This window comes from Actinoplanes sp. NPDC049265 (assembly GCF_043197135.1).
In the GTDB taxonomy this organism is placed as follows: Bacteria; Actinomycetota; Actinomycetes; order Mycobacteriales; family Micromonosporaceae; genus Actinoplanes.
In genome coordinates this window covers 53003-66512 of sequence record NZ_JBICSP010000013.1, presented here as the reverse complement: position 1 = coordinate 66512, position 13510 = coordinate 53003, and the positions used below count along the sequence as shown (strand labels likewise).

Below are 13510 nucleotides of genomic sequence, written 5' to 3'. Positions count from 1 at the left end.
GAACATCGATTCCACCCGCCGACAGGCGAACGGCTCGTCGACGTCGATCGGGTGCGGGAGGCGGCCGACGAAGCCATGGGCGCGCGGCCGAGTTCGCCACGCAACCGGCTCCAGGAGCCCGACTCTCACGCGGACCCCCTGCGTCCTGGAACTCTGCCGGCCGTGAACGGGGCCGCCGGAGTCTGGAGCGACGGATGTCAGCGTACGCCTACCGCCGGCGCCGGGGCGCGGCAGGCGGATCACGTCACCGGTGCTCTTGGGCCGATCGGTATATCGTTTAGCCGGTGTCGACTTTCATGGTCGTCGCATGCTGCTCCAGTCCCCGGCGGCGCACCTGTCGAGCGCATGTCCAACTGGAGCAGCGGTGATCAATTCAATATCAGGGAAGCGCTCCTGTGACCGGAGCCGATGGTGACCGCCGGGGAACAACGCGAGTGGCTGCAGCCACTCCATCCCCCGCATTTCGTCACCACCGGAACACACGGTCGCGGGACGTCGGTGCGAGTCACCGCCGACGCCAGCACCACGGTGGTCGAGATGACGGTGTGCGGCCGGTGGTCACCGCAGCTCGGCCACCAGGTCACCGTCGGCCTGCAGCGGTGTCTGGCCGGACCTTGTGAGGCGGTCATCCTCGACGTGCACGGCGTGGTCGACCCGCGCGCGGTGAGCACGCCGTACTGGTTGGCGGCGCAACGGACGGCACGGCTCGGGCCGGCTCCGGTCCACCTGGCGTTCTGTGCACCACCGGCGTCGATGCTGGACTACCGGCTGCGGCACCATCTGAAAGCCACGCAGCTGCTGTTCGCAACGATGCCGCAGGCCCGCGTGGCCATGGGTGGCAAGGTGTCACGGTCCGAGCGTCTGCAGGTCCGCCTGGCGCCCCGGCCCACGTCCGTACGAGCCGCCCGCGACCTCGTCGCCCGGGCGTGTCTCAGCTGGCAGCTCTCCGGCCTCCGAGCCGACGCGGCCCAGATCATGTCCGAACTGGCCGCCAACGCGGTGGACCACGCCGCAACCGAGTTCGTGGCCACCGTGTTCCGACGCGGCGGTCGTCTCCACCTGGCCGTCCGTGACGGGGACGCCCGATATCCGCTGCTGGCCGCGGCCGCGGAGGGCATCGCGTCGGCGTCGGCGTCGGTCGCTGAGCGGGGGCGGGGCCTGGCGTTGGTTCACGCGATCGCCGCCGCGTGGGGAGCGACGCCGGCCCACGGCGGCAAGGTCGTCTGGGCGACCGTGTCCGCGGACCCGCGTCCATAACGGGAGCGGGACCCGATCCGGCTCCTTCCCGGTCGGCCGGCGGGACACCATGGCCCGGAGTATCACCGACGAGGAAGCCGCCAAAATCAACTGGTCGCCGGCCCTGCTGGTCCACCGTCCTGGTGGAAGCGTGCCGCAGGACGGCGCGATTCTGACCGGTGGACGAACGCGAAGCAGGGTAACGTTGCCGGTATATGGCTACCTATCGCAGCGCCTCGACACTTCTGTCCGCGGACGGCACCAAGACTCACGGCACGGCCGCGCTCTTCACCGAGCCCGCGCACAAGGACGGAACCCAGCCGTGGGCAGGCGACTTCCGGGTGGCGAACGGCGCCGGCAAGGTCCCCAAGAATGCCGTCGGACGAACCTTCGCCCTGGAACTGCCCGACGGCAGTACCGGCAAGGTCGTGGTGCAGAGTGTCAAGAATGGAAAGGGCGGCGTCACGCTGGCGCTGATGGGCGAGGACGCGCCGCCGTTCTGATCCGCGGTGGGCCGGCACCGCACCGGGGCCGGCTCACCAGCTCGATCGAGTTCGCACCCGGCCGGTGACGGCGCTCATCGAAAGAGTGATGCCAGGCTCGCGCGCCCGCCTCGATCGGCACACCCGCGAGCCGATGGACCTCGCCGGAAACCCGCGGTCAGTGGCCGGTTGACGGGATGTGCGAAGCAGACTTCTCCGCGATCTTGGCCTTCTTCGCCGCGCGCTTCTCCTTGATGCTGCTGCCCTGCTTCTTCCGGTCTTCCTTGTGCGCGGATTTGTTAGCCATGTGCACTCCTCGTATCGCGCGTGCCCGGTCGGCCCGGTCGGGCCGACCGATGGGTCATCTTGGCGGTCGGGATCTTCCTGACAGGGGAATGCACCGGCACAGCGAACAGGTTCAACGTACTCCTCACCACCCGGACGGGCCGGGTCAACCGCCCGCGAGTCAGGCTCGGCCGAGGCGATCAGCCGGCGCCCCTCCACCCTACGCGCCCGGGTCACGGCAGCGCGTACCGTAGAGGTCTCAAGGCCTCGGTAGACCTCGTCCTAGCCTGTCAGTCGGGTGGGCCCGCGCCTGCGTTGGTCCCGGACGACGGGAAAGCCATGGCATCTCTGCACCACATACCCGATTCGCCGCCCGCCACCGATCCGCCACGGGTCTGGCTCGAGCCGGTACGCGACCATCACCTGCTGCTCGACGGCAGCTGGTGGCCCGGACCGGACGATCTCGGCGCCGAATTGAAGGCCCTGCTGCCCGTGCTCGACCGGGTGCGTGGACCGGTGGTGCGCGTGCTGCTCAGCGCGGCCGGTTGGACCTCCCGGCCGCATCACGTGGTGGTGGGCGATCGTACGGTCAGCATCGGCTATTTCTCCGATCAGCCGCCGTCGATGATGACCGTCCTCTGCCGCGACGGTGGCACTTTCATGATGCGGGTCGCCCCGTCGAGCCGGACCGCCGACGATGCGCCTTCCACGCCCGACCCGTTTACCGCCCGAGCCTCCGGGTAGTACCGAACACATCGTGGTTGCCGCCTAGCTCGCGGTGACGCGCCGGCCGTCCAGACTCCGCGGCCTCGTCATCAGTTTTCGTTCGCCGTCCCCGTCGACGTTGTCGGGCCCGGCGAGCAGGTTCTTAGGAGTCGCGCGATGAGCGCACCCGTAATTCAGCGGCCGAAGGCCGCCGGTAGTGACTTCGCTGCCTTGAATCGCCAGATAGTCGCGGCCGGACTACTCGAACGCCGGCCCGCCTACTACGCCGTCCGGCTGAGCGCCGTGGCCGCGTTGTTCGCCGGTGGATGGCTGCTCTTCTTCGTGATCGGCTCGTCGTGGTGGAACATCGCGGTGGCCGGGCTGCTGGGTGTGGTGTTCTCGCAGGCCGCCCTGCTGGCTCATGACGTGGCTCACCGGCAGGTGTTCCGGACGAAGCGGCCCAGCCAGATCGCGGGCCGGATCGCCGCCAACGTCGCCGTCGGGATGAGCTACGGCTGGTGGATGGACAAGCACACCCGCCACCACAACAACCCCAACCATGACGATCTCGATCCGGACGTCCGGCCCGAGCTCCTGATCTGGGCGACCGATTCGGCCTGGGGCCGGCGCGGGGTGAAGGGGTTCGTCAGCCGTCATCAGGCCGGGCTGTTCTTTCCGCTGCTGACGCTGCTCAGCATCGACCTGCGCATCTCGAGCATCAAGGCGCTGCGCCGTCCGGGCATGAAGCGTCGCGGCCTGGAGGCCGGCCTGATGGCGTCGCATCTGGTCGCCTATGCCGCCGCGCTGCTGCTGGTGCTGTCCCCGTTGCAGGCGCTGGTGTTCTTCCTGGTGCACCACGCGGTGTTCGGGGTTTATCTCGGGATGACGTTCGCGCCGAACCACAAGGGCATGCCGCATCCGACCGGCGACGAGGACTATCTGCGCAAGCAGGTGCTGACGTCGCGCAACGTCAAGGGCGGCTGGCTGACCGACGTGGCCCTCGGCGGTCTGAACTATCAGATCGAGCATCACCTGTTCCCGGCGATGCCGACGCCGAATCTGCCCAAGGCGCAGCCGATCGTCCGGGCCTACTGCGAGCGGGCCGGCGTCTCGTACGAGGAGACCGACCTGATCACGTCCTACCGGCAGGCCCTGCGTCACCTCCATGCCGTCGGAGCCCCGCTGCGTCGGGCGCGGCCCGGTGGTGGACGTACCGCCGCGCACTTCACCCCGACGCCCCGCTGACCTTCCGCTCCCGGCGGCACGGCCGGGAGCACCGAGCTTTTCTCGCAGTTGGGTCGGTCCTGCGGGTCGCCGTCGGAGGGGGATGGCGGCCGGCCCGCAGGACCGCCTCGTCACCAGCCGGCCCGCTCGTCGGATTTCGCACTCCTTTTGGAAGGTCGGAGTAATAACGAGGGGTAGTCCCTCCGCGACGGCGTGCCGCGGCTGGAGTCGCGGGACGAGGGCGAGCGCGTCATCGTGCCGGCAGGGCCACGATCAGCGAGGTGGGAGCCATCCCCACGTAGCTGACTCGAACCACCGCGACCGATGTCAGCGCCGGCGCCTGAGCACGATCGACGGTCAGTTCGAGGACGTCGCCCTTGACGTGGACGTCGAGCCAGCTCGCGTCGGTGTCGGCCTTGACCTCGCGACCGTCGTCGTCGCTGACCTGGATCACGGACGGGTGGTCGCGGGACATCGGGACGAAGGCATCGTTGAACCCGGGCGCGCCTGTCGGTCCGTGAGCAGACTCGCTGTTTCCGGCGTTGTCGACCGACCAGACCAGGATGCTCGCGTTGTCGGCGATCTCCACGGGCTCGGTGTAACGCATCGGGCGGTCGTCGATGACGAGCCAGGTGTCGCGGATGCCGGCGCCGTAGTCGTGGGCGCGGACCGTGACCATTCCGTCGGCGACGGTCGCGTCGGTGTGCGGGGCGGCGTGATCGGTCGATCCGGCCGCATCGAGCAGCCGCAACTTCAAGGTCCGAGGCTTGCCACGTAGGGCTGCGGCCTGGACGGACCGTGGTAGGCCACCGTTCTTCGGCACGTGCACGGTCACCGTCTCACCGGCCGACATGTCGGTCGGGGGAAGCACAAGTCCGTCTCCATAGCGGTCGACCCGGAGTTCCGTCTCGGTACGCGCGAGGGCCGTCATTTCGATGTCATAGTCCTGATCGTTCGGCAGGGTCACCGAGGCGTTTCCCGCTCCGATGGCGCCGAGGAAGGTCATGGGCCGGTACCGTGCACCGGGAATCTGCTCGTTCAACGGCGCCGGCGCGCCCTCGGGAGCCGCGCCCAGATGTCTGCCCTTCCCATCCGTGATGCGGAGCCTGACCATGCCGCGAACCCCGACGTCGAGCGGTCCTGCCGCATCGTTGTCCGCGGACCGGCCGAATACCGGAAGAGACACATTCGACAGCCTCATGTCCTCCGGCACACCGGCCGGTGATGGCGTGTTCGGCTGTCGCAGGAACGGGAGTCCGGCCGCCGCGGCCTGCGGCTGGCTCGACACGTTACCGGCAAGGATGTCGTTGAGCAGGCTGAGTGAGAACCCGTAGTTGGGCAGATCCGAATGTTTCATCGTGCACGCTGTTTCGACGTCGTTCGTCATGGCGGCGACGACCTGAGCGCACCCCGGAGGAGCCGGTGCACCCGGGGCGGGCGTCGGCATGGCGCCGGCCGGCAGTACGAACACGCGGTCGTCGGCGGCTGAGGTCACTCCCACTGCGCTCTTGTACGGCACCGTATTGTCGCCGTCCGCCGTGATGGCACGTTGCCATGCCGGCCGAGACGGGCATTCCATCAACCACTCGACGGGGTTCAACAGTATGCTCAGGCCGGTACAAGCCATCGTCGGCCCGTTGCTGGTGAACGATCCGACATCAGTGGCGGAGCCCTCGCCGATGACCCGGTAGTGGAATGTGGTTCCGGTCCCCCCGCTGAAATCCTCCAGCGCCACCCCGCCGGGCTGCCCCGGGGGGGCCCAGAAACCGGCAGCCGCGCTTGCCAGCATAGGGTTCACGGAGGCCAGGTAGCTGTCGAGCGTGGCTCGGTTGCTGACCACGATGTTCGGATTGCTGATCAGAGTGCGGTTCACGATGCGTCCCTGCCGCACCTGGCCCTGATCGTCGAACCAGGTGGACGAATTGATCGACTGGTCGTAGGCGGTCGGCCAGTTGGCGGAGATCTGCTGCACCTTCCAGGGCTGGAAGGCGATGCCCCAACCGGCATCCGCGAGGTTATCGAAGAACTCTCCAGGCACACGCACACCCCAGTCGTCGCCCATCGAGAGGATCTTCAGCGTCTTGCCGACTCCGCCGAAGGCGCCGCCGAAGCTGATCTCCTGATCGATGAGTCCTGGCCGTTGCAGGTATGCGAGCCGGGCGACGGGCCCGCCTAGGCTGTGGGTCACCACCGCCACCTTGTCGATCGGCTGCCGGCCTGGCCGTACCGGATCGGTGTCGACGGCGGCGACGTCCGGGCGGGCTAGGACTCCGCTGATGAATGCGTTGAGCGCAGTAGCCTGGGCGGGCATGCCGATGCGCCAGTCGAAGGGGAAGGCGTAGACGCCGTTGCTGCCTGAGCCTAGCGGCCGGGTGCGGGCCGCTCCGTGCGCGTCGGTGAGTGGCATCCCGCGGCTGTCCGTCGGCACCAACCCGTTCCCGATGCTGGTCGTGCCGGTGAGGAACGCCAGCAGGTCCTCGTAGACCGGCAGGTAGGTGAAGCCTTTGATTCCGGCCAGAATCGGGTTGAGGGTCAACGATCGCAGAACTGGATCGGCGGCCGACGGGCCGATCTGCGGATATACCGGAGTTCCCGAGGGAGTGAAGGCCAACAGATCCGGATAGCCGACCCCGCTCCCCACCGAGGGGTTCGGAAAGAACGGAGGTACGCATGGTATCGGTATCGATAGGCACAGCGTGCTGAAGACGGTCGCGAACGCGATGCTGCACCATATGATCATCGAGCACAGTGCGAGCATCGACTCGATCCCCGGGTGCGGATCGAGGAATTCCGGGCCGATCCAGACTCGTGGCCCCTGCGGGTCGGTGGTGGCCGGATCCGCCGTCAGGAGACCGGGCTGGGCTGCGACGTTGCAGAGCAGGCAGACAGCAGGGAAGCCGTGCACCTCGCCGCCGTAGGACCCCACCAGCGGCGCTGTCACGTTCAGCGGAGTTCCGCTGGTGCCGGCGACGAACACGATCGGGATGTCGAGGCGGGGAGTCTGCAGATACGACCGGGCCAACGGCCGGAGGACGCCGTTCGGCCGAACCGGCTGTCTCGCGTCGTTGAGCCACAGGTCCAGATCACCCATGTGGTCCCACGCTGGGTCGGTGCTACGGGCGAACCGGACCGCCGCGACGGCGGACACGGTGTCGGCGCTGCTGGCCGGGAGGGCGAAGAACGTCCGTGGTGGCCGGTTGGGAACGGTGAAGAGCAGAGGCCACGTCGGCGCGGCGGGATCGTCACTCGGCTCGACGGCGAGATTCACCCGCTGGCCCGTACCGAAGATCGGATCGACGGGAATGTCGGTCATGGTGATGGTCAGTGTCATGCCGTTGGTGACCTGCCGAGCGTACGTAGGCAGCGGCTTGTCGTCCCGGCTGATCTCCATGCGGGGATGCAGGCGGGTGAAGGAACATTCGGCGACGGCACAGGTCGTTCCCAGCCCGAGAGTCGTGGCGACATTCGACTCTGTCCGCAGTGGACCGTCGACGACTCCGTCCGGGACGACGACGGTGAGCACCTCGCCATTGCCGCTGACATCGCCGTCCACGACTGTTCCGTACAGTGGCGTGCCCGACGACGACGGGAAGACGACCCGGGTGCTCGCCGCCGGCGCGAGGTCGAAGCCGCGGCCGAACACTCGGATTCGGGCGCCTGGAACAGATCGGCGCTGCACAGCGTCCAGGGGCTTCGGCAGGACGACGAACGGGACCGCCGCCCGGCCGATCGCGGTGATGACCGTGACCGGGCCCGTACCGGCGAGTCCCGGGATCCGGACGCTGAGCACACCGAGGCCGCTGGCGGGATCCACCCGGGCGCCCACCACTTGGGCCGCAAGCGGCGCGCTTCGCCGAGCATGAGTGAACCAGACCTGGTTCGCCTCGGGGTGGAGCAGGTCGAAGCCGCGCCCGAAGACGTCGATCACGTCGTCGGGTGTGCCGCTACTGCTGCCGAGATGGTCGACCGTCGGCTTCGCGAACTTGGACAGGTGGTAGCTGGGGAAGGCGCCGGCGGCCAGGGCCGGGCCCAATCCGCCGTATCCCCGGCCGGACAGGGCGCCAATCCACGATGACGAGCCATCGGACACGGTCACGGCGAGTTGGCTGCCGTCCGGCGACCAGGTGGGATCGGAGTAGCGCTGGCCGGCCTTCGCCACCGAGGTGAACCGGCCGGGTCCGTCCAGCTCGAGTCCGGCGATGCCGACGGTGTCGTGGTAGGCGAGCCATCGGCTGTCCGGCGAGAACGCCACCGCCCGGGTAAGGCAGTCCGGATCCTTCCGTCCCATGGACAGGGTACGGATCACCTGGGGGGTGACACGCAAGTCAATCACGACGACATTGCCCGATGTGTCACGGCATTCGTTCCAGGCGATGCGCCGTCCGTCTGGCGAGAACGTCGGGTTCGCGGTCTTCAGGCCCGGCCCGACGAGTGTCGCCGCATCCGCGGCGGAGATTCCCTGCGACCGGGCGAAGTCCTCCGCTGTGAACGTTGTCCCCGCGCCGACCGGCATCCGGGTGAACCGGACCGTGGGCGAGCCGCCGGTGGTGTCCGTGTACGCCACATAGTCGCGCCGATCCCGTAGCATCGGCTGACCGTCGTCGTTCCGCTGGCTCAGTGCCGGACCGTGTTGTATCGCCCCGACCGGGAAATGTTGAGCGTCGCCGGCGACGCCGTTGCCGACGAACGTCACCGGCCCACTGTCGCCCAGCCAGGTGAGCGCGCTCGGATCTCGGGCGTACGAGGGCTCGCTCGAGCCGGTCGCCAGTTCGATGTCTCTCGCCGGATCCACGACCCCGTAGGTCTCGCGTAGGGTGCGGACATCTCCCGCCAGGCCCGTGTAGGCGAGCTTGAACCCGTCCTTGTCATCGAGGGCGTGCACCGTCTGACCCTGAGGGACGTACAGCCGGCCGCTGCCGTCGATCGACGGTGCCGACACAGCGTCGGCGCCGGGCAGTTTCACGGTCCAGGCGAGGTGCGAGCCGTTCGCGGTCAGCCAAGGGGCGAAGCCGGACACCGTGTTTCCGGCGGCGATGTATGCGTTTCCGGCGCCGTCCATGCTGATGCCATGGCCGGGGTTCGCCTTGACCGGGAGCGCCTCTTCCCACATCTGATGATTTTGGTGCATCCAGATCAACCGGTCCGTGGTGGCGACGGCCAGGTCTGCGCTGGGTGTGGCCGTCAACGCGGTCACCGCGCCGTCGATCTTGACGAGCCAGTCGGCGTGGTCGCAGTCGCTGCTGACCGCCGCCACGACGCCGTCGGCGAGACCCACGTAAATGGCCCGTTCCTGGACGGTGACCGCTCTGACGGGCGCGGTGCCCACCGCGAACGTCGACCGCACCGCACCGGTCCGGCGGTCGAGGCACACCAGGTCGCCGCCGTGTGAGCCGTACACGATCTCCGCCTTCTCGCCCCCCGGGAACGGCACGTAGCTGGGAGACAACGCCAGCTCCGGCCCGTCGACGACGTCCGGGCCAGTTGACCAGTCGCCCGTCGCCGACGGGGAACGCGCATGCAGCGCCCCGTCGGAGTCCTGGGCGTAGAGCTGGTTTTCCGTCGGGGTCCGCAGGGTGGCGAGGACTGGGGTAGTGATCCCGGCCGGCATCTGACGGCTCCACAACACTTGTCCCGTGCTGGCGTTCGCCACGGCCAGAATGCCTGACGTGGTTCCCACGGAGATCCATTGCTGGTCTTCCGTCGCCGTCAGCGAGGGGGTATGCCGTAGCTCGCCACCGAGCGACGTCGACCAGAGTCGCACTCCCGCGGAGTTCACTGCGGACAACTCGCCGGCGGTGGTCGCGACGAACGCGCGACCGCGCCTGTCGATCGCCGGCGCTTCAACGACGTCCCCCGCGACCTTGACGGGCCACGGAACGCCCAGCAGCGTCGGATCGTCGGGCCCGGCCACCTGCGCCACCGAATACCGCGCAGTGTCGTGTCCGGACATCGGCCACGGCAGGGCAGCCGTACCGACGACGCGCGGCCCGGTCTCCGCCTCCGGTAACGCGTGGCCCGTCGCCGGGACAGCTACAGCGACCGCGGGCGGCGGGGCGGGCACGGGATCAAGAACCGGAAGCTCATCCTCCGCCGACCCACCGGCCCGGATCGGACCGGCCGGAACCGGCGCGGCCGCTGGTCGCGTGTCACCTACCCACACCGCCGGACTGAGGCAGAGAGCACAAGCCACGGCCGCGATTCGCCGATGCCATCGCAGAATTCTCATCACCACTCCTCAGCGGTCAATTGAGGCAGCCGTCTCTCAGCGTGCATGGGAGACGGGACGACGGCGTCACCCGATGCCGGGGCAAAGACCGTGGATTTCCGTGATTCTGGCCGGACTCGCCGCGGCGGCAGGCCATTCGACCCACGGCGGATGCGCTCGGCGGTTGGCTCGGTGTCGCTCGCCACACGCGGCTGACGTCACTGCTGATCTCCGACATCGCGCTCAGCGGGCAGGAATTTACTGCGCCTGTTCACAAAGTGCGGCGAGTCCTCGCCGGACGATCAGAGCCGCCAGCGGCTTCGCGAGCGATGTCGGCACATTTCCGCTCAGGAGTTCGAACACTCCCGCGACCACGTCGGCGCCCTGAGGTTCGACCGCCGACAGCAGTGTCTGTCGATGTGGGCAGATCAGCCGTCGTGCACCCGGCAGCAGGCGGTTCGCGACCTGCCGCCCGTAGCGGACCAGATCCTCACTGCTCTGTAGCAAGGCCGGTGGGTTGTTCCGGTGGGCGATTTCCACGAGCAGCGACGACTCGTCGAGCCTGTTCAACCGGCGTAATTCGAGGCGGTCCTTGAGGTCAAGGGCTCCGTAGAACAGGCGGTTCGTTCCCCACCCGACGAGTCTGACCAATGGGGCCGCGAAGTATCCGTACATCGTTTCCCCCTCTCCACACCATCGTCGAACGCCGGCCGGCCGCGCGTCGTCACGCCGGTCCGTGGTCTGCCTGTCACGGATTCCGCTACCGGAGTCGGCTTCGTGACAGCAGACCGCCTTGGCTGTCGATACGCTCCACCTGTAACAGTCCGGCGGAGGCGACTGCGATGGGCACGGTGCGGCGTCGCGCGTGGGGCTCCATCCTGGTGGCCGGAGTGTCGGCGGAGGCCGGGCTGATCGGGCTCAGCGCGTACTGGGGTCTGCGGCTGGACCTCCGCGGCCGGCCGTACGTCCTGTCCGACGTGGCCGTTGCCTGCTGTTTCGCCGCGGGGGGCCTGCTCGCCGTCGCGCTTCGCCCACACCGCCCCGCTTCCCGGATCCTGGCCGCGCTCGGGCTCTGCGTCGCCGTCGCCACTCCGTACGGGCTGGTACTGCCTCCTTCCACGCCGGTGGTGCTGGTCATCAAAGTCGTCGGCGAGCCCGCCTACTGGCTGCAGTTCGCCCTAGCCGGGCACTTTCTGCTCAGCTACCCGTCCGGGCAGCCGGATCGACCGTTTACCCGCCGGCTGGTCCGGGCGGGTTACCTCGTCGCCGGGGCCGGGGGCGGGCTCACCACGGCAGCGCTGGTGGCGGCCGGGCGCGACAGCGCCACGTACCGATGGCTCTCGGCGGCCCTGTTGGTCGTCTGGGCCGCGCTGGGCGTCGTTCTGGCCGGCACGGTCATCATGCGCAGGGCCAGGTCACTGCCGTGGCGTCGCCGGGCGGCGCGTCCCGTCGTCGGTGCGACGGTCGCGGCGACCGCGGTGCTCGCGGGCGGGTTCCTGCTGCTGCTCCTGGGCTCGGCCGGCGCCGCGGCCGTCTATGCGGTCGTCTCGTGGACCGCGGCGCTGGCTCTCCCGATCGTCCTGGTCTCCGATGTGGTCCGCGACAAGCTGGCGATGGCTGCGATCGGTGAGTTCGTCCAGCAGATCGGCCACAGCGACACCGACGAGCTGGAGCGGTCACTCGGACGGGTGCTGCAGGACCCGACGCTGCGCCTGGCGATGCCCACCGAGCATGGTCCGCCGACGCCGCGCGAGCACGACGCACGGCGGATGTCCACGCACGTGGGCGTCCCGCCGATTGCGGTGATCGAACACGACGCCAGCCTCACGCGGGCCGAGGCGGCTTTCCGGTCGGCCATCGCGGCGGTCGGTCTGGCACTGGACAACACTCGGTTGCAGGCCCGGGTGGAGGAACAGCTGCGGGACATACAGGACTCTCGTCAGCGCCTGGCCCGTGCCTCCGACGAGGAGCGCCAACGCATCGAACGGGACCTGCACGACGGCGCCCAGCAGCAACTACACGCCATCATGTGCCGGCTGGCGACGGTCCGGCGCGAAACATCCGACCCGGGCTTGCGGAGCACGATCGACGGATTGCACACCGACCTGCGGAGTGCGGTCGCCACGCTTCGGTCGCTGGCCCACGGTGTGCGCCCACCTGCGCTCACCGACCAGGGCCTGGGCCCGGCGCTGCGGGTGCTGGCGCGTCGTGCGGCCGTTCCGGTTGAGGTGCACACCGCCGGGTCCAGGCGCTTCGCCCCGGTCGTCGAGGCGACCGCGTACTACGTCGTCAGTGAGGCGTTACAGAACGTCGCCAAGCACGCCGCCGCGGCCCGGGCGTACGTTCGCGTCGAACCGTGCGGCGAGACCCTGGTGGTGCAGGTGTCGGACGACGGACCAGGCGGGGCTTCGACCACTGCCGGCACCGGTCTGCTCGGGCTGACCGACCGGGTGAGCGCGATCGGTGGACGGCTGACCATCGAATCAACGCCCGGCGCGGGCACCCGGCTCCGGGCGGAGCTGCCGTGCGAGCCGTGATCGTAGATGACTCCCTGATCGCCCGGGAGGGGCTCCGCCACCTCCTGGAGTCCGAGGAGCATCAGGTTGTCGGCGTGGCCGGCCAGGCCGACGAGGCAGTACGGACCGTCGCCGCTACGTGCCCCGACGCGGTGATCCTCGACGTCCGGATGCCGCCAACACACACCGACGAGGGCATCACCCTGGCGATCTCGTTGCGCCGGCAGCATCCCCGTCTCGCTGTGCTGGTGTTGTCCCAGTACGCAAGCCCGGAGTTCGTCACCCGGCTGCTGGAGGGCGGCGCCGCCAGGACCGGGTACCTGCTCAAGGACCGTATTTCCGAGCCGGACGAGGTGCGCAACACCCTGGAACGGCTGCTCGACGGCGGGACAGTCGTCGACACCACGCTGGTCGACGAGTTGCTCGCCGCGCGGCGCGACCCGGGCGGGCTGGCCCGGTTGACCACGCGAGAGGCGCAGGTGCTGAGGCTGATGGCCGAGGGCCGGTCCGATCGGGGCATCGCCGCGGAGCTTTTCGTCTCGCTCAACACGGTCAGCACGCACGCGCAGCGGATCTTCCACAAGCTCGACCTACCCGGCGCCGCGCACGACAACCGGCGGGTGCTAGCCGTGTTGACCCTGCTCCAGCGGAGGTGAGGTGGCCGAATCCGTCACCCAGGGTAATCTACCGACGCATCCTGGTCCGTGGCGGCCGCCAGGTGGCGTCGGTCAGCCGGCGTCCTACGGTCCAGCGGCGCCCATTGACGCGTTCTTGACGGAAGTCTCATCACGGTCCGTGACGGGCGTTATTTTTTCGTCAACGTTTCCGTTCCGGCCGCCGATCCGGGTCGGTGGCTT

General features: G+C 68.9%; 9 protein-coding genes. 6 read left to right on the top strand and 3 right to left on the bottom strand.

The window, feature by feature from the left end:
- The first annotated feature begins 498 nt into the window (after positions 1-498).
- Together ACGFIO_RS28065 and ACGFIO_RS28060 are read left to right on the top strand one after the other, a co-directional pair.
- The gene (locus ACGFIO_RS28065; RefSeq protein ID WP_392830103.1) at positions 499-1257 is read left to right on the top strand and encodes an ATP-binding protein; all 759 of its coding nucleotides are present in this window, start codon (positions 499-501) and stop codon (positions 1255-1257) included.
- A gap of 194 nt (positions 1258-1451) precedes the next feature.
- Entirely contained in the window at positions 1452-1739 is a 288-nt protein-coding gene (locus ACGFIO_RS28060) for a hypothetical protein (protein ID WP_392830101.1), read from the top strand.
- A 157-nt stretch (positions 1740-1896) separates the two neighbouring features.
- Here ACGFIO_RS28060 and ACGFIO_RS28055 read toward each other — a convergent pair whose 3' ends face one another.
- Complete coding sequence (locus ACGFIO_RS28055) at positions 1897-2025, bottom strand: hypothetical protein (protein ID WP_392830099.1); 129 nt, start codon at positions 2023-2025, stop codon at positions 1897-1899.
- Positions 2026-2342: 317 nt separating this feature from the next.
- Between ACGFIO_RS28055 and ACGFIO_RS28050 the strand changes: the two genes are divergently transcribed.
- Positions 2343-2747, top strand: coding sequence for a DUF5994 family protein (locus ACGFIO_RS28050; RefSeq protein ID WP_392830097.1), 405 nt, complete (start codon positions 2343-2345; stop codon positions 2745-2747).
- Between the two features lie 138 nt (positions 2748-2885).
- Positions 2886-3953: a fatty acid desaturase family protein gene (locus ACGFIO_RS28045; protein WP_392830096.1), complete on the top strand. Its 1068-nt coding sequence runs from the start codon at positions 2886-2888 to the stop codon at positions 3951-3953.
- A gap of 229 nt (positions 3954-4182) precedes the next feature.
- Here the strand turns inward: ACGFIO_RS28045 and ACGFIO_RS28040 are convergent, their stop codons facing one another.
- Entirely contained in the window at positions 4183-9852 is a 5670-nt protein-coding gene (locus ACGFIO_RS28040) for a PQQ-binding-like beta-propeller repeat protein (RefSeq protein ID WP_392830094.1), read from the bottom strand.
- A gap of 543 nt (positions 9853-10395) precedes the next feature.
- Positions 10396-10812 (bottom strand): hypothetical protein, encoded by a 417-nt coding sequence (locus ACGFIO_RS28035; RefSeq protein WP_392830093.1) that lies wholly within the window; start codon positions 10810-10812, stop codon positions 10396-10398.
- Positions 10813-10979: 167 nt separating this feature from the next.
- Here ACGFIO_RS28035 and ACGFIO_RS28030 point away from each other — a divergent pair, with 167 nt between their 5' ends.
- The gene (locus ACGFIO_RS28030) at positions 10980-12674 is read left to right on the top strand and encodes a sensor histidine kinase (protein WP_392830091.1); all 1695 of its coding nucleotides are present in this window, start codon (positions 10980-10982) and stop codon (positions 12672-12674) included.
- Entirely contained in the window at positions 12671-13309 is a 639-nt protein-coding gene (locus tag ACGFIO_RS28025; protein WP_392830089.1) for a response regulator, read from the top strand. The genes ACGFIO_RS28030 and ACGFIO_RS28025 overlap by 4 nt, the downstream gene beginning before the upstream one ends.
- Positions 13310-13510 lie beyond the last annotated feature (201 nt).

Bases quoted from the DNA above. Each gene is read 5' to 3' on its own strand.
- ACGFIO_RS28060 (WP_392830101.1), top strand. From the start codon at position 1,452: ATGGCTACCTATCGCAGCGCCTCGACACTTCTGTCCGCGGACGGCACC.
- ACGFIO_RS28055 (WP_392830099.1), bottom strand. From the start codon at position 2,025: ATGGCTAACAAATCCGCGCACAAGGAAGACCGGAAGAAGCAGGGCAGC.
- ACGFIO_RS28050 (WP_392830097.1), top strand. From the start codon at position 2,343: ATGGCATCTCTGCACCACATACCCGATTCGCCGCCCGCCACCGATCCG.
- ACGFIO_RS28045 (WP_392830096.1), top strand. From the start codon at position 2,886: ATGAGCGCACCCGTAATTCAGCGGCCGAAGGCCGCCGGTAGTGACTTC.
- ACGFIO_RS28035 (WP_392830093.1), bottom strand. From the start codon at position 10,812: ATGTACGGATACTTCGCGGCCCCATTGGTCAGACTCGTCGGGTGGGGA.
- ACGFIO_RS28030 (WP_392830091.1), top strand. From the start codon at position 10,980: ATGGGCACGGTGCGGCGTCGCGCGTGGGGCTCCATCCTGGTGGCCGGA.